Annotated in this window: 14 protein-coding genes; 7 read left to right on the forward strand and 7 right to left on the reverse strand. The window is 50.1% G+C overall.

Annotated elements, in window-relative coordinates; all coding sequences use genetic code 11:
- Positions 1-110: 110 nt before the first annotated feature.
- From typA to ispG, 4 genes are all read right to left on the reverse strand, one after another.
- On the reverse strand, positions 111-1,904 hold the full coding sequence (gene typA, locus AMR42_RS06580) for a translational GTPase TypA (protein ID WP_099532669.1): 1,794 nt from the start codon (positions 1,902-1,904) through the stop codon (positions 111-113).
- A gap of 409 nt (positions 1,905-2,313) precedes the next feature.
- Positions 2,314-7,791 (reverse strand): ATP-binding sensor histidine kinase, encoded by a 5,478-nt coding sequence (locus AMR42_RS06585; protein WP_099532670.1) that lies wholly within the window; start codon positions 7,789-7,791, stop codon positions 2,314-2,316.
- Between the two features lie 689 nt (positions 7,792-8,480).
- Positions 8,481-8,624: a hypothetical protein gene (locus AMR42_RS20285; protein WP_158234384.1), complete on the reverse strand. Its 144-nt coding sequence runs from the start codon at positions 8,622-8,624 to the stop codon at positions 8,481-8,483.
- A gap of 90 nt (positions 8,625-8,714) precedes the next feature.
- Positions 8,715-9,959, reverse strand: coding sequence for a (E)-4-hydroxy-3-methylbut-2-enyl-diphosphate synthase (gene ispG / locus AMR42_RS06590; RefSeq protein ID WP_099532671.1), 1,245 nt, complete (start codon positions 9,957-9,959; stop codon positions 8,715-8,717).
- A gap of 47 nt (positions 9,960-10,006) precedes the next feature.
- Here ispG and AMR42_RS19770 point away from each other — a divergent pair, with 47 nt between their 5' ends.
- Both AMR42_RS19770 and tatA read left to right on the forward strand, forming a co-directional pair.
- Positions 10,007-10,270: a hypothetical protein gene (locus tag AMR42_RS19770; protein WP_143472965.1), complete on the forward strand. Its 264-nt coding sequence runs from the start codon at positions 10,007-10,009 to the stop codon at positions 10,268-10,270.
- The gene (tatA, locus tag AMR42_RS06595) at positions 10,237-10,446 is read left to right on the forward strand and encodes a twin-arginine translocase TatA/TatE family subunit (protein WP_099532672.1); all 210 of its coding nucleotides are present in this window, start codon (positions 10,237-10,239) and stop codon (positions 10,444-10,446) included. Before AMR42_RS19770 ends, tatA begins: the two co-directional genes overlap by 34 nt.
- 141 nt (positions 10,447-10,587) lie before the next feature.
- Here the strand turns inward: tatA and AMR42_RS06600 are convergent, their stop codons facing one another.
- Together AMR42_RS06600 and AMR42_RS06605 are read right to left on the reverse strand one after the other, a co-directional pair.
- Positions 10,588-11,547, reverse strand: coding sequence for a hypothetical protein (locus AMR42_RS06600; RefSeq protein ID WP_199858106.1), 960 nt, complete (start codon positions 11,545-11,547; stop codon positions 10,588-10,590).
- A 179-nt stretch (positions 11,548-11,726) separates the two neighbouring features.
- The gene (locus AMR42_RS06605) at positions 11,727-14,465 is read right to left on the reverse strand and encodes an NHLP bacteriocin export ABC transporter permease/ATPase subunit (RefSeq protein ID WP_199858107.1); all 2,739 of its coding nucleotides are present in this window, start codon (positions 14,463-14,465) and stop codon (positions 11,727-11,729) included.
- Positions 14,466-15,037: 572 nt separating this feature from the next.
- On the opposite strand from AMR42_RS06605, the gene AMR42_RS06610 reads away from it, so the two are divergent.
- From AMR42_RS06610 to AMR42_RS06630, 5 genes are all read left to right on the forward strand, one after another.
- The gene (locus AMR42_RS06610) at positions 15,038-15,256 is read left to right on the forward strand and encodes a hypothetical protein (RefSeq protein ID WP_099532674.1); all 219 of its coding nucleotides are present in this window, start codon (positions 15,038-15,040) and stop codon (positions 15,254-15,256) included.
- A gap of 501 nt (positions 15,257-15,757) precedes the next feature.
- Positions 15,758-16,054, forward strand: a complete 297-nt coding sequence (locus AMR42_RS06615) for a hypothetical protein (RefSeq protein WP_099532675.1) — start codon at positions 15,758-15,760, stop codon at positions 16,052-16,054.
- A gap of 243 nt (positions 16,055-16,297) precedes the next feature.
- Positions 16,298-17,539, forward strand: coding sequence for a glycosyltransferase (locus AMR42_RS06620; RefSeq protein WP_143472966.1), 1,242 nt, complete (start codon positions 16,298-16,300; stop codon positions 17,537-17,539).
- A gap of 41 nt (positions 17,540-17,580) precedes the next feature.
- Entirely contained in the window at positions 17,581-18,834 is a 1,254-nt protein-coding gene (locus tag AMR42_RS06625; RefSeq protein WP_099532677.1) for a glycosyltransferase, read from the forward strand.
- A gap of 5 nt (positions 18,835-18,839) precedes the next feature.
- Positions 18,840-20,165, forward strand: a complete 1,326-nt coding sequence (locus tag AMR42_RS06630) for a glycosyltransferase family 1 protein (protein ID WP_099532678.1) — start codon at positions 18,840-18,842, stop codon at positions 20,163-20,165.
- Between the two features lie 41 nt (positions 20,166-20,206).
- Here the strand turns inward: AMR42_RS06630 and AMR42_RS06635 are convergent, their stop codons facing one another.
- Complete coding sequence (locus AMR42_RS06635; protein ID WP_099532679.1) at positions 20,207-21,184, reverse strand: radical SAM protein; 978 nt, start codon at positions 21,182-21,184, stop codon at positions 20,207-20,209.
- Positions 21,185-21,297: the final 113 nt, after the last annotated feature.

Consider the following 21,297-nt stretch of genomic DNA (forward strand, 5'->3'; position numbering starts at 1 on the left):
ACCCATCGAGGCTAGCACAAAATTCCAGACAGCAAAAAGGCAGGAGAGATCAGTGCCTCTCCTGCCAGGTGGGGAAGACGATCGCCCCGGAGCGATCGCCCTAAAACGACTTAGCGCTTAGCGAGCTTTTTTGCCGGGAGCTTCCGCAACCGAATCGATTCGGGAGTGACTTCCACCATTTCATCGGAGCCGATATATTCCAGCGCCCGTTCCAGCGTCATTTGTACCGGCGCTTGCAACTGCACCAATTCATCGCCACCGGCCGCGCGGTGGTTGGTGAGCTGCTTGGTTTTGCACACGTTCAGGTCAATGTCTTGCGGGCGGTTGTGCTCACCCACAATCATGCCCTTGTAAACCTTTGTGCCCGGTTCAATGAAGAACACACCGCGATCTTCAGCGTTCTTCATGGCGTAGAAAGTGGCCACGCCTTCTTCAAAGGAAATCATCACCCCGTTGCGGCGGGTGTCGATGTCTCCCACGATCGGGCGGTAGTCATGGAAACTGTGGTTCATGATCCCTTCGCCTCGGGTCATGCGCATAAACTCGCCCCGGAACCCGATCAGACCCCGCGCCGGGATGATGAATTCCAATTGGGTGCGGCCGTTTTCACCCACACGCATGTCCTGCATTTCAGCGCGACGAGTCCCCAGCTTTTCGATGCAACTGCCGGATGCATCGTCGGGCACATCCAACACCAACAATTCGTAAGGTTCGCAGGGTTGGCCGTTCACTTCGCGGAAGATCACCTGCGGCTGCGACACTTGGAATTCATAGCCCTCTCGGCGCATGGTTTCGATCAAGATGCCCAGGTGCAGTTCACCCCGACCGGACACGGCCCAGCGATCGGGCGAGTCCGTTTCTTCCACACGCAGAGCCACGTTGGTTTCCAACTCGCGCATCAGGCGATCGCGCACTTGCCGCGAGGTCACAAACTTGCCCTCACGACCGGCAAAGGGCGAATCGTTGACCACAAAGGTCATTTGCAGAGTCGGCTCGTCCACCTTGATCAGCGGCAGCGCTTCAGGGTTTTCGGCGCTGGCCAAAGTTTCCCCAATGTTGGCATCGGCAAAACCGGAAATGGCCACCAGGTTACCGGCCGAAGCCTGCTCGATTTCCACCCGTTGCAGCCCTTCAAAGCCCAACAGCTTGGTAATCCGCCCCTTGGTGATTGACCCGTCTTCCTTAATCAAAGCCGCTTGTTGACCGGCGGTGACCGTCCCGTTATGGATCCGGCCAATCACAATCCGACCCAGATATTCGGAATAGTCCAGGGTGGTCACTTGCAGTTGGAAGGGTTTTTCGGGGTCGCCCACGGGCGCGGGCACATGCTCCAGAATCGCTTCAAACAAGGGCTGCATGTCCTTGTTTTCGTCGGCCAAGTCGTTCTTGGCAAAGCCAGCCATCCCCGAAGCGAACAGGTAAGGGAAGTCGCATTGGTCGTCATCGGCTCCCAGCTCGATGAACAGATCCAACACCTTATCCACGGCGGTCATGGGTTCCACACGCGGGCGATCGATCTTGTTGACCACCACGATCGGGCGGAGACCCTTTTCCAGCGCTTTCTTCAGCACGAAGCGCGTTTGGGGCATCGGCCCTTCGTTGGCATCCACAATTAGCACGCAGCCATCAACCATGCCCAACACCCGCTCCACTTCGCCACCGAAGTCCGCGTGGCCAGGGGTGTCAACGATGTTGATCAGTGTTTCTTTGTAACGAACCGCAGTATTTTTTGACAGAATCGTGATGCCGCGCTCCCGTTCGAGGTCGTTGGAGTCCATCACGCAGGTGGGCACTTCTTCGCCCTCGCGGAAAATGCCAGATTGCTTCAGCAGCGCGTCAACCAGGGTGGTTTTACCATGGTCAACGTGGGCAATGATGGCAACGTTACGAATCGGGAGGCTCATAGGTTGATTAGCGATGGGTTCACACGGGCCCCGCTGACAGCAAGCAGTCCAGCAGGTTGGGTCTCGGAAAGACGATTTTTGTAAAAATCTGTAATGATTCTAGCCCAGGATTGCCAATTCGCATGGGCAATGTTATTGGCAAGTGTGATTGGCCACTGACTTTTGCCGCCAACTGTGCCAAACAGTGATGCCAAATGGCTATGCCAAACCAGCTCGCCAGCGTCCGGCCACCAAGCGCAAAGGCGAGCTTGAGGGACAGTCTGGGAAGCTGCTTGGGGGCTAAGGCCACAGCAGACCTGCTTGGAGCCGGCGGCAGTGTACCAGCCCCCAGCAGGCAGACTGTCTCGTTCTTGTGTAAGACGACTATTCTGAAATGACCATAGCTATTTGAGCTATTTGCTCTAACTAGCTAGTTGCTCTTGTGCTTGCTGCTCTCGTTCTTCATCACAATTGGGGGCCGGAGGGACGGGGCCAAGCGGCGATCGACAGAAATCGGCAAGGTCATGGTGAACTGACTGCCGCTGGTGCTGGTGCTGGTGAGTGCTAACTCGCCCTGATGTTGCTTGATGATTTGATAGCAAATGGCTAAGCCCATGCCGGTGCCCTGACCGACGGGCTTGGTGGTGAAGAAGGGATCGAAAATTTTGTCCTGAATATTTGCAGGAATGCCCGATCCAGTGTCGCTAATCTGGATTTGAATTTGCTGCGCGTTGTCAAGGGCGATCGCGGCGATCGTGATTCGCTTCACGGGATTGTGACTCGCCACAATGGCATCGATCGCATTGGTCAGCAAATGCATCAATACTTGGTTGATTTGTGCCCCTTGGCATTGAATGAGCGGCAAGGGTTCGATCGCCTGCAAAACTTCAATGTTGTGACTTACCAACTGATGGTTCAGCAACATCAACGTGTGCTCAATGCTGCTGTGGAGGTTATAGGCTTTATAGCCCTCTTCATCCAGCCGTGAAAATTGCCGCAAGGACTGCACAATGTCAGCAATCCGTTGGGCACCGCGCAGCACCGAAGTAAACATTGACGGCGCATCTTGGCGAATAAAGTCTAGATCAATATGCTTCAGATAATGATCAATTTCTGCATCTGGTTCAGGATAGATGCGTGCATACAAATCATGCAGCTCCAGCAAATCCTGGGTCACTTGCTTGAGATATTTCAAATTGACATGGATGAAGGTGACAGGATTGTTTAGCTCATGGGCAATACCGGCGACAACTTTGCCCAAGCTCAACATCTTCTCCACTTGAATCAGTTGTGATTGGGTTGTTTGCAAGGCTTCTAGGGCCTGCTGCAAATCCTTGGTACGCGCTTCGACCTTGGTTTCCATGGAGTGATACAGATTGGCGTTCTCCAAAGAAATTGCCACCTGCGCCGACAGCAGCGTCAAAATCTCGACCCGCTCTGCATTAAACGCCCCTTCAGTAGCGTTATTTTCTAAATATATTGCCCCCAAAACTTGCCCTTGGGTCACCAGGGGAATGCACAGAATGGATTGTGGTTGATAACGCTGGATGTAGGGATGACTGCCAAACCGTAGATCGCGTTCTGCTCGATCGATAATGACGCTTTCAGAGGTGCGCAGGGTGTAGTTCACAATCCCCAAACAGACGATCGCATTGTCTTCCACGAGATCGGCTAAAGACAGTGGATGTCCCGAATTAATCGTGGCTTGACTGCTGGTGGCCAGTCGATTAGGCAGATCGGGGGCCACAGCGGCGATCGCATAATTGCCCTGGAAAGGCTTGGTGGTCGATGCAGGCGCATCATCACTTTGCAGCACAATCAAAGCACCACGCTGCGCCCCGGCATTTTGCAGAATGATGTTTAAGCTGCGGTGGAGTAGTTCTTCTAGATCGAGGGTTTGGGTAATGGTTTGCGACGCTTTCAAGAGACTAATAAAGTCCAAGGCGCTACCGATCGAAGAAATAGTGCCCAAGGAAGCTGAGCCACTGAGTCTGGACTCATGGCGATCGGTATAGGTGGGTAAAAAGCCAGCCGATTGACTAATCATGGCTTTGACTTTGGCGATCGCCCCCCAGCGGGAATAGCAATAATAAGCCTCGGTCATGTAGGGCTTAACCAACATGTCGCGCCCCATGGACAAATACAACCCAGCAGCTAATTCATTGGCGAGGGCTTCTTCTTGCAAATAGCCATTAATTTTGGCCCCTTGGATGGCGCGATCGTAACTGTCCATCGCCGTCAACCAATCGCGAAGGACGCGCGATCGCTCCGCATGGACTAAATCGTATTTGTGCTGGAAATTCTCAGGGGATAATTGCGCCCATTGCTGCAACACAGCTTGCTGTTGATCAACCGTAGCGAGATAGGATGCCTGTTGATCGGGCGAGACGCGATCGTAGAGGGCCAGCAAGGTCAGCGATGAATAGAAGTTGTACATCACCACCACCAACAATCCCGTCGAGGCGTTTTGGTGAGGCTCAGCTAGTTGGAGATAGCGCAGAGCTTCGGAATAGTTTTTGAAGGTATACAACAAGCTAGCCTTGGCCACATAAATCGCAAAGAGAGACATGTAATTTTTGGTGGTCTCCCAGAGCGGAATCAATTCAGCTTCATTGAAGAGATCACCTGCCAAGCATTGCGGATCTGCTGCGGTACCTTGCAAATTGCTCGCCATTTGTGACCAAATGCGAGAATAAGACAGGGCAAATTCATGATTATTTTTCTGCAACAATTCCAGATAGGGCGCTTGTTGCTTGAGGACTAGATCGAGCGGCTCGCCAACCCAAAATAGGCTTTTGCAATAATGCATGGCGTTGTAGCTAGCCCATTCCAAATCCCCCACATCGAGACCGCTTTGGCAGCCTTCAAGATAGTCGGCAAGGGTCGTCTTGAGTGGCTCTTTCCAGAAGCGAATGTGGGCATTAAAGAGGGTATAAATCTTGGCTTTCAGCTCCGTTGCATGGAAGCGATCGAGTAAATGTAAGGCCAACTGACCCGCACCATAGCCTTGTTCAATTTCGCTCGGCATGGCGCACAAAATCATGCCGTAGAGCACATATCCATAGGCCGCTAGCCCCGAATAGCCGCCATCTTGCGCGAGCCGCACCATGGTCAAAATCAGGGGCTGCATCAGCTCTGGCCGGGCAATATAGACGGGCGGATAGAGCGCCATCAAGATGCGCAAGGCGGCGATTTGCTGCGGATCGCGCATCTCCGGCAACTGATCGAGTTCTGCTGCCGTGGGCAAGGCGGGCTGGGCAGAAGCGCCAGCTTGATCCGATAGCCGAATCTCAAGCTGCTCGAGGGCCACAAGACCCGTTTCGATCGCCTGTAACATCAAACTTTGGGCGTGATAGGCTTGGATTTGTAGCTCATAGACGCTGATGCAATCCAGCAGGGTGTTTGCCCGTTCCAAAATGATTGCTGCTAGGTCATTGAGGCGATCGAAATTCCGATTGAGATACTCGGCTTCTGCGGCTTCGAGGTGAATTGCCAGGGCTAGGTCGTAGGCGGTTTGCCACTGATCACGACCTAACAAAGACAACGCGCGATCGAGATAACGCACGGCATCGGCATAAGCGGTGGCGGCTTTGGCTTTTTGACCTGCCATTAAATTCAGCTCAGCTAGGCGTTGTTGCTCCCTCGTATCAGTAATGAGTTCAACGCCTTGATTGAGCTGATTGACAATATCAAAAATGACATCTTTGAGATAAGATTCAGGCGTTTTTTGCAACAACAATCGCCCAATTTTCAGATGGGTGATGGCTCGCTCGGACTCGGGAATGGAGTCATAGGCTGCCTGTTGAATGCGATCGTGCAAAAACCGATAAACAGCCACTTCGCTGGTGCGAGTTGTGGATTGCCCATCGCCGAGATAGAACTTATAAACTTCGCTTTGCGGTAATAGCAGTTCTTCTTGCAATGCTGCCCAGAGAGCGTCGGCCGCATCGGGAGCTGATTGCTCGGAAATAATCGAGAGGGTTTGGAGGTCAAATTGGTTGCCTACACAGGCGGCCAGTTGCAGTGCTGCTTGGGTAGCAGCCGGTAGTTTTTGCAGCCGCAAGGCCATAAACGCCACTACATCATCGGTCAGGGCAGCCGATCGCACCCCGGCAATATCGCATTGCCAATAACCGGCTTGGGGGTCAAATTCGATCGCCCGATCCTGATGCAAAGCCTTGAGAAACTGCGTCACAAAAAACGGATTTCCCTGGGTTTTTTGCAGCACCAACTTGGTGAGGGGAACCGCTAAGGGACTAGAGCATTTGAGGGTGTCAGCCACCAATTGATTGAGACTGACGCGATCGAGCGGTTGCAATGTGATTGAGTTGACGGTGCTGCCAGCACGGGCGATCGCATCTAGGGTCAGGGTCAAAGGGTGCGCAGCAAAAACCTCATTATCTCGGTAGGCACCAATCACCAACAAATACCCCACCGTTGATTCAGTCATCAACAATTGAATCAATCCCAGGGAGGTGGTGTCTGCCCACTGCAAGTCATCCAAAAAGATCACCAGCGGGTGATTTTGGGTTGCGAAAACCTGAATGAACTTTTGAAACAGCAGATTAAAGCGATTTTGGGCAGCCGTTCCCGACAGTTCGATCGCGGGAGGTTGCGCACCAATAATCCGCTCCAGCTCAGGAATCACCTCAATTAAAATTTGCCCGTTTTCACCGAGGGCTTGGAGAATTTTTTGACGCCAATATTGCAGTTGTGTGTCACTTTCGCCGATCAATTGCAACATCAAATTGCGAAAAGCCTGCACGAAAGCAAACAGCGGAATATTGCGATTGAACTGGTCAAATTTGCCCTTGATGAAATACCCGCGCTGGCGCGTAATCGGCTTGTGAACTTCATTGACAACGGCCGTTTTCCCGATCCCGGAAAATCCAGCTACCAGCATCAATTCAGAGCTGCCCAAGGCCACGCGATCGAACGATGCCAGGAGCGCATGCACTTCATATTCCCGACCGTAGAGCTTTTCGGGAATCACAAATCGATCGCTCACATCATGCTGGGCGATCGTGAAATCTGAAATCACGCCCACGATCGACAATTGCTGTTGGCAAATTTCGAGATCACGCTTCAGACCCAAGGCGCTTTGGTAGCGATCTTCGGCATTTTTGGCCATCAACTTAGCCACAATTTTGCCCAAGGGCGTGGGAACATGGGGCTTGATGTCACAAACAAAAGGTGCTGGCTTGGCAATGTGGCAATGCACCAATTCCAGCGGATCTTCTGACTGAAAGGGCAAGCGACCAGTTAATAGCTCAAACAGGGTTACTCCCAAGCCATAAAAGTCTGTCCGGTAGTCAATTCCCCGATTCATGCGGCCCGTTTGTTCTGGAGCCAAATGGGTGAGTGTCCCTTCTAAAACATTTGGGTGCTTAACATCTTCGGTTTCGCGCGGCAGCAAAGAAGCCAAACTAAAGTCAATCACTTTGACTTGTTTGTTGCCGGGACAAATCAAAATATTCGCGGGCTTAATGTCTTTGTGGATAATTCGATTGCGGCTGAAATCGTGCAGAATATCCGTGAGTTGAATGGCAATTTCGATCGCCTCATGAATTTCCAGCGATCGCGACTGCATCAGGGACTTTAAAGACAGGCCCCCCACATCTTCCATCACCAGCGCATAGCTATTGCCATAAGGCTCGAGGGTCTTGGGGCGAACCAGACCCGGCATATCCAGATTTTTGGCAATCGTGTACTGGTTGCGAAATTGCAGCAATTCTTGGAACGTTGGATACGCACGCTGCAAAAACTTGATGACTACCGGTTCGTGAGCTGCGTGATCTTGCTGATTGAGTTGTAGACCACGATAAACCAGAGTTTTCACACCCCGGTATAGCTCTTCAGTTAACTCGTAGCCGGGCAAAGAAACGGTGGCTTGAGGGGCAGACTGCATGGGAATTGACCTATGACGAGAAGGCACCGATCAATTCATTGCCCAAGTTCAAGCTTGGTAAGAATGAATACCCAAGGTCGGTGCCTACAAGTGAATGACGCTGACGAATGAGTCCTCAATGCACTGAGGATGCGGTGGTCAGTTGCCTGGACAATGGGACGCCTATGAAAACGAGAGCATGGCTGTCACCGAGTCTGTCAACTCATTTTGGCGCAGAGCGACCTGATCCCCCCATGACTGACTTAAGGGATGATTACCCTGTGATGGTGCTGCTGACTGGCCAACCACCGCTTTGTTCAGTGATGCAACTGTAGACATGCATTGCTGAACCAACCTTCACAGACACAATCGCTACATCCCGCTCTCAGTATGTCGAAAAAATGAGCAAAATGCCAGAAGTCTTTTGCATGAAGACTTTAATCGATCATAATCCGGCTGAAGAAATGCCCTCATCATTGGCTTTGGCTGAACCGATTGATGCTAAAACCTAAGCATGCGTTCGGATAGGCAAAACATTATGCACCCACGCCTATCTTGGATGGGAATCACAAAGATTGAAGCTGAAAATCACAAAAATTTAAGTTTAAGATCTCTTTCACTCTTAACTGTCATGAACTCAAATCAACCCTTGCGATCGATGTTATCTACCGTCAATCTGGGCTTGCTCGGGAGCCTAGTAAGCTAGTGCCTTATTTGTTACGGTGACGATCGCCGTCAGCCTCATTACCTGTTGCGATCGCGCGATCGAGTAAGCAGACGGTGTTGATTGCTACCTTGTGGTTGCCCATGGGCGATCCAGATCCAGCGCGATCGCGGCCTGCTCTGGACTGCATTTCTCGCAACCCCCAAACCCAAAAGGGGTGACTTCCGCCACCCCTCGATCGCTGCTCATGCACTCGCCCACTGTGGGTCGATCGCCCGGTTTAACTGGTCGGCGGATCCACCCAACGGCCATCGGCCTTGATCAGTTCAATCAGCGCCGATACGCCTTCGGTTTCCGGCACGCGCTTGATTTCGTCGCGACCCCGATAGAGGGCGATCGTCCCTGGCGTTTTGCCCACATAGCCGTAGTCCGCATCGGCCATTTCGCCCGGCCCGTTCACAATGCAGCCCATCACGGCAATATCCAGACCCACCAGGTGTTTCGTTGCTTCCCGCACTTGGTGCAGCACCTCTTCAAGGCTAAACAGCGTCCGCCCACAGGACGGGCAGGCCACGTATTCCACCATCGTTTTCCGCAGGCCCAGCGATTGCAGAATGCTGTAGCAAACGGGGATTTCCTTTTCGGGGGCTTCCGTCAGCGAAACGCGGATCGTGTCGCCGATCCCTTCCGCCAGCAGGGTGGCAATCCCGGCGGTGGACTTGACCCGGCCATAGTCGCCGTCGCCCGCTTCCGTCACGCCCAAATGGATCGGGTAGGGCATCCCGGCTTCGTCCAGCCGCTTGGCCAGCAACCGATAGGCCGCCAGCATCACGGGCACGCGCGAGGCCTTCATGGAAATCACCAGGTTTTGGAATTGCATGTCTTCGCAAATCCGCAGGAATTCCAAGGCCGATTCCACCATGCCCAAGGGCGTGTCGCCATAGGTGAACACCATCCGCTCCGCCAGGGAGCCGTGGTTCACGCCAATCCGCATACATTTGTTTTGCTCGCCCAGGGTTTCCACCAGGGGTTGCAGAGTTTCGCGAATTTTCTTGCCGATCGCCTCAAATTCGGCGGCGCTGTAGTCTTGATCAGCGCGGGGCTTTTCAAACACATACAAGCCCGGATTAATCCGCACCTTATCAACGTGCTTGGCCACTTCCAGGGCGATTTTCATGCCGTTGTGGTGCACATCGGCCACCAGGGGCACGGGGCGATAGGTGTCTTCCAGTGTCTTGCGAATGCTTTCCATGGCCTTGGCGTGGGCCAGGCTGGGGACGGTGACGCGCACAATTTCGCAGCCGATTTCGTGGAGGCGACGAATGGCGGCCACAGACCCGGGAATGTCGAGGGTATCTTCATTGATCATCGACTGCACCACGACCGGATGGCCGCCACCGATCGTGATGTCGCCCACTTGCACGGGGCGGGTTTGGCGACGATGGATCGTGGTGTCAAACAGTCGATCGTCTAGGTTGGTGGCGATGCTGCCGTTGGGAACGGGGGGTTTCGGCAGGGTTTGCATGGCTTCGCTCCGATCGCGGATGGCGCGGGGTATGTCTGAAGGCGCGGATGGTTCAAGGGGTTGCCCAAATAAATGGGTTTCCCAGTTTTTTAGGTTGCCATACTTTGGGCGATCGCTTGGAGTTTGTGGCGGATTTGACGATTTGCGCTAGTGATGGAGTCAGTCAGATCCGACAATTGGTGCTATCTATGGGGGCAGCGGTACAGGCAGCGATCGACAATCATGCGGCGATCGCAACTGGGATCGCGGGCAGTCGTCGTTTAGGAGAGGCGCGATCGTGTTTGGACTGGGCTGGCCGGAAGTGCTGTTGATTTTGTTGGTGGCGATCCTGATCTTTGGCCCCAAGAAGTTGCCGCAGTTGGGCGGGGCCTTGGGCAAAACCCTGCGCGGTTTTCGGGATGAGCTGAACCCGGATGAAAAAGACCTCGATCGCCCCGTTGGCCCGCCGGACGTGGACGGAGAAGTAATCAAGGGCGATCGATCATAAATCTTGAGTTATCAACTCGGTAATGAATCTTGAGTAGCTGAATTTTGATTGTGAGTAGTGCCTGTGAAGTAATGATAAGCTAATGAAAGCTTTGTGAAATAAGCAATTGCTTGCGAAGATCCTCACCTCATAATCACTACCTTATTGACTGCCCTTCTTATTGAGCGAGTTAAAAACTGTATGAAGTGAGGTAAGCTGAAAAAAGTCAATTAGGCTTTGAAGAGGTGTGTCAGGGTCTGTGGGAGTGACTGATTCCAACTGCTGAATATTGGCTGGGGTTAAATCAGAAAAAAGCTCATTCAGGATAATGGGAATTACGGGGGCTGGTAAACCCTCTAACTCTTGGGGCGATCGCTTGAAGCGAGATTTGGCAAAGCTCACTTGAAATTGGCTGCGTCGCAGCAGACGTTGCCGAACATTTTCAGCTAAATCAGGCTCATGAGTGGCTAAGTGCAGTAAACGCCCCGTGGCGAGCAGGTCATAAACATCAGGGTTTTCTTCAAGAAAAATGAGGCGGCCTTCTTGGTTGTAGGATTCAAGTCCTTCCATGGCCAGCGAGCCAATATCCGCGATCGCTAACAGTCTAGCCACAAGGGAAATTGGGTGATCACGCTCATAGAGACTGGGCTGATAGATAGCTTGCTCCTGGGGATCGTACGCACAAATAGTTGCCTCGATCGCTTCTTGAATGAGATGCATATCTTCCACCGTAATCTGGGCTGAAAGATGGCTAGTTTGTTGATTAATTCCTTGAATGAATTGCCGGATCTCATGAATTGTTGCTGTTTCGCTCACTCCAGCTTCTCGGCGACGAGAGCTATGGGCATCAGTCACGGGCAAAAACACTTGCACCAGGTCATGAGCAACAGCACAAAAATCCAGCAAAATTGCTAATCGATCAGCCATTTCATGCGGTAACTCAGCACGAACCACCTGAAATAGTTGACAAGCTCGGCGTTGGACTGCCTCAATATGAGCTTGGTTGTGGTAGCACAACTTTTTTTCAAGAATTTCTTGATTAAATCGCTCTAAAACGGCTGCTTTTAGCAGCATCATTGATTCTGAAAAGGTTGAGGAAGATGCCTGAAGGTGAATATCCAATTGATTTGCCAGAATAGTTAATGGACTGGAATAATTAAACAGTGCTAAATTTCGAGTGCTAAATTTCGCTGACTCTAGATGAATTTAAATCTTAGCTGAGTATTGATCTTGCATCTATCTGAATGGGATTTTGACTCAGCCTCAATCCTATAGTGACTGATTGGACTGTAGGGAAATGCTTACATAATTTGGCGGTTCATGAGATCGGCAAATAGCCCCGCTTCCTGCATCAGGGTCTCAAAATTACCTTGCTGAATGACCTGACCGGCGGAGATGACGTAAATGCGATCGGCGTTGCGAATCGTGCTGAGACGATGAGCAATTACAATGCGGGTAACTCGTAGGCGATCGAGGCTTTCACTCACAATCGCCTGAGTTCGATTATCCAGGGCACTCGTTGCTTCATCAAAGATCAAAATCTTAGGCTGTAAAACCAATGCCCGGGCAATCAAGAGTCGTTGGCGTTGCCCCCCAGAAAGGTTGGTACCTCCCTCAGAAATGACCGTATGCATCCCCATCGGCATGTGGTCAATATCATCAGCAAAGCCAGCCATTTTGGCTGCTTCCCAGGCTTCATCCATGGTGATGAGCGCTCCCCCAGAAATATTTTCAAAGATGGAGTCGCTGTTAATTCGTCCATTTTGCAAAACAACGCCTAACTGCCGCCGAATTGCGGTCACATCTAAACCCGAGAGATCTTGACCATCATAGAAAATTGCCCCTTCTTCGGGTTGTTCAAAACCCAGCAATAGGCGAACTGTCGTTGATTTGCCGCTACCGGAAGGCCCCACCAACGCAATAAACTCACCCGGTTTGGCTTCAATTGAGATTTTATCTAAGGTTAAAGGGCCATCAGTTTGGTAACGAAAGCTAACGCGATCGAGCTTGACCCCCCCTAATAAACGTCCGGGATCAGTTTTGTCTTGATCCACCTCAGGTGGTTCTTCAATGATGGGCCGGGCACGCTCCCAAAGCACTGAAATTTCCATAATTTGAATCAAGAGATTACTCAGGCTGGTAGCACCACCCAAAAATGTGCCAAAGGCTGAGTTAAAGGCAAGGAACGTCCCGATCGAAAGACTAGACTGGAGCGGCCCTGTCCCGGCTGCTTGGGCGGGCGTGATCAACAGAGAAGCCGACGCAAATAGCAGCGCAGGGCTGACGGTTGAAAGAAATGTATTAAAAAGTGTCATGCCATCTTCGATCGCCTCTGTGCTCAATGAAAGTTTGAGTTGCTGGCGAAATTGGCTAGCCCAAAATGCAAAAGCTCGTTGTTCTGCTCCAGCAATGCGGAGCTTGGAAACTCCACCAATCAATTGCACAATCAAGCCATTTAATTCCCCCTGCATTTTCTGCAAGGGTCGCATTTGTTGGCGGGTATAGAAACTTGAAGCATTGGTCACTACAATAATCACAGCCGTGATGCCCAATGCCACAAGGGATAACGATGGGCTATATACAATCATCAAGCCTAGGTTTAAGGCTGAAAAGAAGCTACTAAAAATAGTTTGTAAAACTGTTCCGCTAAGGATACGTCGAATTTGGGAAATGGCAGATACTCGTCCTTGCAAATCCCCGATCGTATAGTTCCGAAAGAAAGACACCCGGAGTTTTAACAGTCGATCCCAGACGGCTGATTGGGTTTCTAGATCAGCTAAGGTTTGTAAGCGCCCCGAAGCCACACTTTGAGCAATGCCAAACAAGGTATTGCCAAAGCTGGCGGCCAATAGACAAAGGGCAAACTCCCACACCAGATTTCGCTGGGCATCGGGAATGACATCAGTAATTAAAATTCCTGTGACTAATGGCGTAATCATTCCCACCAATGAGGAGAGAATACCGATGGACAAAACACTGAATAAATCACGCTCTCGCCCACGCATCGCAAATCGAAAAATGTCGATCGAGTTCATTGCCTGATCAGGAAATGCTCGATAGAACATGTGGCCCACAGGGGAGAGTTGCCGGGCCAATGCTCCAGTCAAGGGGCGGCGTTGCTCGAGGGTGGGATCGAATATTTCGTATTGTCCAGTGCCTTTAGGTAGCAGGGCTAAGGGTCGATTATCGTCAGCAGCATAGGCGAGCAACGGCCCACAATCCGCAGTCCACCATTTGCCAGTCAAAATCACTCGCCGTGTTCGGAACCGTGAAGAGCGGGCGATCGCATCCAGGGGATTTTTAATGCGTTCTGGATCTTCCGATCTCGCTGGTGGGGAAACGCTAATCCCCTTGGCTCGGGCCACCGCTCCCACGGCCGCCAGCAGCGGGCCGCCCTCATGCAAAAATTCCGCCTGCCGGGGATTAAAAACCGCCGTCAGGTCGCCCAGGGCGCGATCGCTCACCTGCTGGTTGAGGCGTTGCCGCTCATAGAATCGTTGAGCAGTGGCCTGGGTTTCCTGCTCATGCAGTTGATGTAACCCCGCCAAAACATTGAGATGAAACTGCCAGAGGCGATCGACCAAGGGAGCCGAATCGGGCACTTCGATCGCCGCGATACCTGGCAGGGAAATCTTGGCATGTTCAAACACCGCCACCCAGCGATCGCTCCACTGCTGCAACCAAGCCGCCAAGGCCTCCTCCGTCAAATTGTCGGTCGCCTCATTGACCCGAACCCCCTCCAGCCCCGAGCAACGCTCCGGCAACGGCCCCGCCACTAGCCGGCATTCCTCGTAGGGAACCGCAATCACCTGGTGGCTGCGACCTTCGGGGCGAGAGGGCACTCCAAACAATGCCTCCCCCGGTGACACATCAAATAAGAATCGCCGCTCCCCTTGGGGCACACCGTTAATGGTTACTAGGGCAAACACCGCCACCGATCCCGATCGCAACACCGCCACGCGATCGGGCCTCGCCAGGGGCACGGGCGCATTTCCTTTCAAGGTTTTCTCATCGGGATCAAAGCTAATTACTTCAGCCATAGGAGCCATAAAACAGACGCGCTACCCCAAATCCAGAAATTAGTGAGCAATCGTGAGCAGTTATTGCAATGAAGTATTCAGACTCTATTCAAACCTTGAGGCTAGCTCAATGTCATCAGATTCGCCAAGCTTCATAGCCTTCAACAAGACTGAATTACTCTAGAATTTTCCTGGCTTAGAATTAGCAAAATCAGGGGGCATGGTCAGAATTTAAACAGACAAAATTAATCATTAGCACTCAGAAAAATAAACAAACTCAAAATTAATTGCTTTGCGTCCCAATTATAGGTATCGGCATGTATTGATTGCCTTAAGTGTAATTACGGATGGACAGCATAGACACAGGTTAGAGAGGATCAATTTCCTTAAGAAAATTTCAAAAATTAATAAAATTTAATCATCGGAATCAATATTGACAAGTTGTGAGTTGATTAAATTTGAAGCTAGCTAAGATTTTGCTACCAAAGCTTTACTCAATCAACACACAAACACTACAACTTGATTAAATTCCCTATGCTAATTTAGTAAAGTTGATTGACATCTATTGAGCTTTTGTAGGCAAAGTCATCGCCATGCCTGAAGAAAACACTGCTGAAAGTAAGGCCCCGACTCCTCCTGATCAATCCTTCCCTGACCTAGAAGAAGGGGAACTTTCAGAGGAAGATCTAGAAGCCGCTGCTGGTGGTACGTTGCAAAGCAGCAGTGTGGCCATGCAATCCCAGATAGCCAACAATACCTCCGTGTCTATCAGAGACACTCAGCAGCAGATGCATCTAGGGGAATTCCCCTAGGCCAGAATGCCAGCTGATCGCCCCCGCCTCAAACACCAATAACCGGTTCATTCTCTCTGGGGAGTCATCATGTCCGGAGAAAATACCACCGAAAACTAAGCTCCGATCGACCCCGAGTTATCCGAGACAGAGGAAGGAGAACTCTCCGACGCAGAACTCGATTCTCAGGCTGGCGGTTCGAGTCCGTCGTTCCCGTCAATTCCGTCATTCCCTGCTAGTTCTGGCTTTCCCAGAAATGGCTACCATTTTGGCGAACCAACCAAGGAAAAAAACACCCCCACAGACCAGACATCACAGCCCTCATCAATACAAGAGATGACGAAGAATTTTCGTCTTCCCTAAAATCTTGGTAGACGATCACAGCGACCTGCTGACCATCGTCAACAGCTACAAGATGATTAGGCACTAAACTGTAGCTCAATCTCGTTTGGCTAAACAGGGCTGGTTATCCCAGGTTTTCCAAACTATGATCCAATCACTCATCCTTTCTGGAGAATCGTCATGTCCGAAGAAAACACCACCGAAAACCAAGCCCCGATCGACCCTGAGCTGTCTGCCTCCTCTGAGCTGGAAGACGGGGAACTCTCGGAAGAAGAACTCGATGCCCAGTCCGGTGGTACAGGAGCACTTCCAGGTGGAGCACTTCCAGGTATGGACGATTTATTCAAGGGAGACGTGAAGGTTGTTGAGTTCAAACCAGCCAGCATCGATTCATCCTACACCTCAGCTTCCCTGACATCTCCAAATAGTCTTGCTACGCAAGCCATGCCGATGAATATGACGCACCATTTTCCCTAGTACACCAGCGAATGTTTACGGTCACTAGTGGATCGTGAGTAATGATTTCGAGATTGAGCTGTAGATCGCAGTTCAATCTCGTTTTTATTGATGGTGATTTCTAGAAGTAACTACCTGTTTGTTGTTAACTAAATCAGAAAAATTCTATGGATGAAGGGTTTAGGGGTTAGAACAGGACTATAACAGGTAACACTGCCGCAAATAGATTTTAGTTCTTGCCCAATTTAAGCCACTCATAATTTTATGGCGAATATTGTCATTACTAGCTCAGGAACCATGGGTGATCATTTGCCCTACATCGCCCTTGGCAAAGCTCTATTAGAGCAAGGCCATCGGGTACAAATGGCTTTTGGCACACCCATGCATTCCTATGCGCTGAAATCGGGGCTGGAGACCGTAGGTTGTGGTGTAGCCTGGGGCGAAGATCATGCCAAAAAATATGCTAAAGGTTGGGATCATTGGCAACAGCAATTTTCTTCGGATCAGGAATATCGTGAGTCCATGGGACATTTCCTGAAACGGGAACTGGGAGAGTCCTTCAAGGACTTGCTCACGATTTGTGCCGATGCGGACTTGCTGATTTGTAGTGTGCAGCGCCACATTGTGGGGTGGCTGGTGGAAGAAAAACTGGGAGTCCCGTGGGTGGGCACATCGGTGATGCCCCATGCCCAAGCTCGTAATTTTGATCGGATGCTTTGCAGGCGATCGGACTTGTTTTTGAGCGTGATCAACGATATTCGCACGCAATTTGACCTGCCTAGCATCACCCTAGATGAATGGCACGAAGTCGATCGCCTGCAACCTAAACGGGCACTCCTCGGCGCGAGTCAGCACTTTGCACCCGAAATTAGTGCCTATAGTTCCTATCAACCCACAGGTTTTTGGTTCTATCAAGATCCCGACTGGCAAGATTGGCAACCCGATGCGGCGCTTTGCCAGTTTTTGGACACTGATCCCAAGCCCTTATTTTTGTCTTTTAGTAGTTTGCCGTTGGAAAATGCTCGATCGGTTTTGGAACTGCATGTGCGTGCGGCGGCCCAGTTAGGTCGCAGGATGTTGGTACAGCGAGGCTGGGCAGGATTCGATGAGTCACTGCTGCCAGAAGATTGCGATCAGGGTGCCGTTTGGTTTACGGATTTCATTAATCAAGATTGGTTGTTTCCCCGCATTGCCGCCATCATTCACCACGGGGGCATGGGGACGATCGCCCGCGCCCTGAAAAACGGCTGTCCAATGTTAGTAGAACCCTATGGCAATGACCAATTTTTTAATGCAAAGCAAGTGTTGGGTCTAAAAGTGGGAGTCGCCATGCATCCCCACAAACTGACGGTGAATGGGTTGGTTAATGTCCTGAAAAGCAAGGTGCTAACGGATAATTATCGTCAAACTGCTCAACAGGTGGCGCTCAAGTTTCGCGAAGAAAATGGGCTAGAGGTTGCCTGTGGTGCAATCAAACAATGGCTAGCAACGCCCGTAGCCGCCTAGAAAATAACCTTTAATTCATCACGGCATTGATTACTTAATTTATGGCAACTATTGTTATTTCCGGCACGGGAACCCACGGCGATCATTTGCCCTATATTGCCCTCGGTGCAGCCCTGCGATCGCGCGGCCATCGGGTCAAAATGGCCTTCCGTAAATCCATGCATTCCTATGTGCTCAAGGCGGGTTTAGAGGCGATCGACTATGGACAAGAGTTGACCGCTGACCAGGCGCGCCAAGATGCCAAAGATTGGGATCACTGGGAACCACCTCAAACCTCTTTTGCTGACCAAGCCACTAGCATGGAGGCTTTTCTACGGAACGATTTACCTCAGCTTTATCATCAAGCACTCGCCATTTGTGCCGATGCCGACCTTTTCATTGGCGGTCTACAGCGCCACATTGTGGGGTCAATGCTCCACCACAAGCTGGGCTTACCTTGGGTTGCCGCATCTGTAACCCCTTTCTTCCTCTGTACTGACTCGGGACAACCATCCAGCAACCAACGAGCAATTCGCCAGTTTTTCTTGTCAGTCCTAGAGGAAGTCGGTCAAGAGCTAGGGCTGGAAGGGATGAACTGGTTAGATTATGAACATAATGACCATGCACTATTAGGGTCTAGTCAATATTTTTCTCAGCCAACTTTGGAAAATACTCACTATCGACAAACAGGCTTCTGGTTTTATGAAGATCCTGCATGGAAAACCTGGCAGCCCGACCCAATTTTGCAAGCGTTTGTTGAACAAGAACCGAAACCACTTTTTCTATCCTTCAGTAGTATTCCAGTGACTAATCCTCGCGCAGTCCTAGAAGTTCATGTGCGTGCGGCGGCCAAATTAGGTCGTAGATTGTTGGTGCATCGAGGGTGGGCAAATTTCAATGAGTCCCTGTTGCCCGACGCTTGCGATCGCCAGGCAGTCCTGTTTGTGGATTTTATGCCCCAGGATTGGATTTTGTCGCACGCGGCAGCATTTGTAAATCATGGTGGCGTAGGGTCGATCGCCCGATCGCTTCGCAATGATTGCCCCATGTTGATTGAACCCTTGGGTAATGATCAGTTCTTTAATGCGAAACGGATATTAGCACTACAGGTCGGAGCCGCCGCCCATCCCCATAAAATCACGCCGGACAGCCTTGCCAAAATTTTAGAGAATAAAGTTCTCTCTCCGTCAGTAAAACAGAAAACTCAAGCGCTAGGCGCAAAAATGCGTACCGAAAATGGCGCTGAAAATGCTTGCAAGCTATTGGAGTCATGGCTGAGCCAATCAAGCGATAATGATCAAATCCCAACTTTCTAGTACGAATGATTAACGTTCTTTACGACTGCTCAAGCTTAGGAATTGCCCATCGCAACCGATGGACTTTTGGCATTTCTCGGACAACAGAACAATTACTCAATCAATTACTAGAGTGTCCTGATCTATCAATGTTTGCCGGGAGCGATTTCTCCTTTGGTGTTTGGCTCTATTCCCGTTTGTATCTCAAGTCTAGGAAACTGAGTGAACGATTACCTTGGCGATCAAACTCGATCAATGTCACGATCCGCAATCAAGTCAAGACGCATTTACTTAGCGAGTCTTTATTTGCTCAATTTGTACAGAAGCTAAAATTCTACAAAATAATTGATAATGAAGCTCTGCTATATCAATGGCGTGCCAAAGTCTTAGAGTTTGGATTTCAGGGAACGGCTTGGCACGATCTCAATAACTTGGATATTTATCATTCCTCCTATTATGCAATTCCAGCAATTGTTAAGCAGAGAAAGTCCGTTAAACCAGTCCTAACGGTTCACGACATTATCCCAATTTTGCATCCTGAGTGGTGCGGATTACTCAAAGATGGCGATCGGGAATACTTCCATCCAGAAGCTGACTTGCCAAGCACTCTTAAGGGTATTGATCCCAGTTTTTGGATTTCTTGCCCTTCTGAGGCAACGCGACAAGATCTCTGTAACTACTTGGGTAAGCAAGTGCATCCTGAGCAAGTGAAGGTTGTCCCTTGGGCCGCTTCCGATCGGTTCTATCCCTGCCAAGACCGCGAACAAATTAAGGCAGCTCAAGCAACTTATGGTATACCCACTGATCGGCCCTACATCCTGAGTTTAAGCACGTTGGAACCACGCAAAAATCTAGATGGATTAATTCGCAGTTTTTTACAATTAATTACTCAGGAAAACATTGAAGATTTAGTCCTGGTCTTATCAGGGCGTTTAGGATGGGATTATCAGCCAATTTTGGCAGCAGCCCGGCAGTATCCCCAATTGACTGATCGCATTATTTTTACTGGCTATTTACGTGATCAAGACTTAGCACCGATCTATAGTGGGGCTGTAGCATTTGTTTACCCATCTTTTTACGAGGGATTTGGGCTGCCTCCCTTGGAAGCAATGCAATGTGGCACGCCAGTGATTACATCCAATCGATCATCCTTGCCAGAGGTGGTTGGCAACGCAGCATTGCTCGCCGATCCCAATAACTTAGATGATCTTTCTCAAAGCCTATTGGCTATTTATCGATCACCCAGCTTACGGAATGACTTGTCACGGCGATCGCTCCAACAAGCCCAGCAATTTAGTTGGCAATCTTCTGCTCAAAAAACGGTTGAGCTTTATCAACAAGCCCTTTCTTAAAGACATCTTATTAAAAACACCAACAACCGTTGATCTTGCTATTATTCATCAGCAATAATCATCTGGGCAATATGGCAATCGCGACAGGGCGCAGGAATAACACCACGGGCTAATTCTGCAGCTAAATAAGCCTTTGAGTCTAAAATTTCTTCACGGCTGATCTCGCCTAGCTGACCAAATGACCAGCTCTCGCCCTTCACCATACAACAGGGTGTTAACCGGCCATGGCGATCAAGATTGATTCCTGAGTCTAGCCAAGGACAAGAAGCTAGTTTCCCTTTTGCAATGTCCGCTGGGCGTGGCCGAAATAGCTCATCATAGAAGTGATGATGGGGTGACTTTTGAAACCAAATTTCCTGAGCAACTTTGCTGGTCATATAACCGCGAAGACGCTGTTTTTGATCAGTCTCTAAATATTCTGATGCGATTTGGTCATCATAAACTTCTGCATATTGTGGCATGGGATTTAGCGATTGAATCGCGATCGCTCCATCCATACCCAATTGCTGATAAAGATCATAAATGTCTGGCACATCATCTACTGTCGATGCCAAAACTGTCAGGGCAAATCCTACACTGGGCTGACTCAAACCTAAGCGACTTCGCTCAGACAGTAGCTGACGAATACCCGCTTCGACAACAGCAAAGGAACCACCACGAATTCTTTGAAATTTTTCAGGATCAGCAGTCTCTAAAGAGACTCGAATAGATCGAATTTGACTATCCAAAATTTGCTGAATATAGGCATGTAGAAAACTACCATTCGTAATAAAAGAGATATAAATTCTTCGACGATTTGCTAGATCTACCATTTTAAAGAAATCGGGATTGATTAATGGCTCTCCTTCTCCTTGAAGCTCTAGGTGTTGAATTTCTGGAAAAAGTTCTAGAAATTCTGTAAACTGAGCCAGTGACAAGTTTGATTGATCCATCGATCGCCCGCAACAAAATCCACATCGAAAATTACACTTAGTTGTCGGCTCCACTTGTGCAAATTGAATATTTTTCATGGTTTTCATGGATCAGGCATTCATTGACTACAAAATCTGAAGCAACCCAGTTAAGTAAATTACAGACTAAAACTTAAGCACTAATCATTTTTGCAAGACTGCTCCACACTCCATAACTAAAA

It is taken from the genome of Limnothrix sp. PR1529, from assembly GCF_002742025.1.
Taxonomy (GTDB): Bacteria; Cyanobacteriota; Cyanobacteriia; order CACIAM-69d; family CACIAM-69d; genus CACIAM-69d.

Bases quoted from the DNA above. Each gene is read 5' to 3' on its own strand.
- AMR42_RS20285 (WP_158234384.1), bottom strand. From the start codon at position 8,624: ATGCAGTCCAGAGCAGGCCGCGATCGCGCTGGATCTGGATCGCCCATG.
- AMR42_RS06610 (WP_099532674.1), top strand. From the start codon at position 15,038: ATGCCTGAAGAAAACACTGCTGAAAGTAAGGCCCCGACTCCTCCTGAT.
- AMR42_RS06630 (WP_099532678.1), top strand. From the start codon at position 18,840: ATGATTAACGTTCTTTACGACTGCTCAAGCTTAGGAATTGCCCATCGC.
- typA (WP_099532669.1), bottom strand. From the start codon at position 1,904: ATGAGCCTCCCGATTCGTAACGTTGCCATCATTGCCCACGTTGACCAT.
- AMR42_RS06620 (WP_143472966.1), top strand. From the start codon at position 16,298: ATGGCGAATATTGTCATTACTAGCTCAGGAACCATGGGTGATCATTTG.
- AMR42_RS19770 (WP_143472965.1), top strand. From the start codon at position 10,007: ATGGTTCAAGGGGTTGCCCAAATAAATGGGTTTCCCAGTTTTTTAGGT.
- ispG (WP_099532671.1), bottom strand. From the start codon at position 9,959: ATGCAAACCCTGCCGAAACCCCCCGTTCCCAACGGCAGCATCGCCACC.
- AMR42_RS06625 (WP_099532677.1), top strand. From the start codon at position 17,581: ATGGCAACTATTGTTATTTCCGGCACGGGAACCCACGGCGATCATTTG.
- AMR42_RS06585 (WP_099532670.1), bottom strand. From the start codon at position 7,791: ATGCAGTCTGCCCCTCAAGCCACCGTTTCTTTGCCCGGCTACGAGTTA.
- AMR42_RS06635 (WP_099532679.1), bottom strand. From the start codon at position 21,184: ATGAAAACCATGAAAAATATTCAATTTGCACAAGTGGAGCCGACAACT.
- AMR42_RS06605 (WP_199858107.1), bottom strand. From the start codon at position 14,465: ATGGCTGAAGTAATTAGCTTTGATCCCGATGAGAAAACCTTGAAAGGA.
- AMR42_RS06615 (WP_099532675.1), top strand. From the start codon at position 15,758: ATGTCCGAAGAAAACACCACCGAAAACCAAGCCCCGATCGACCCTGAG.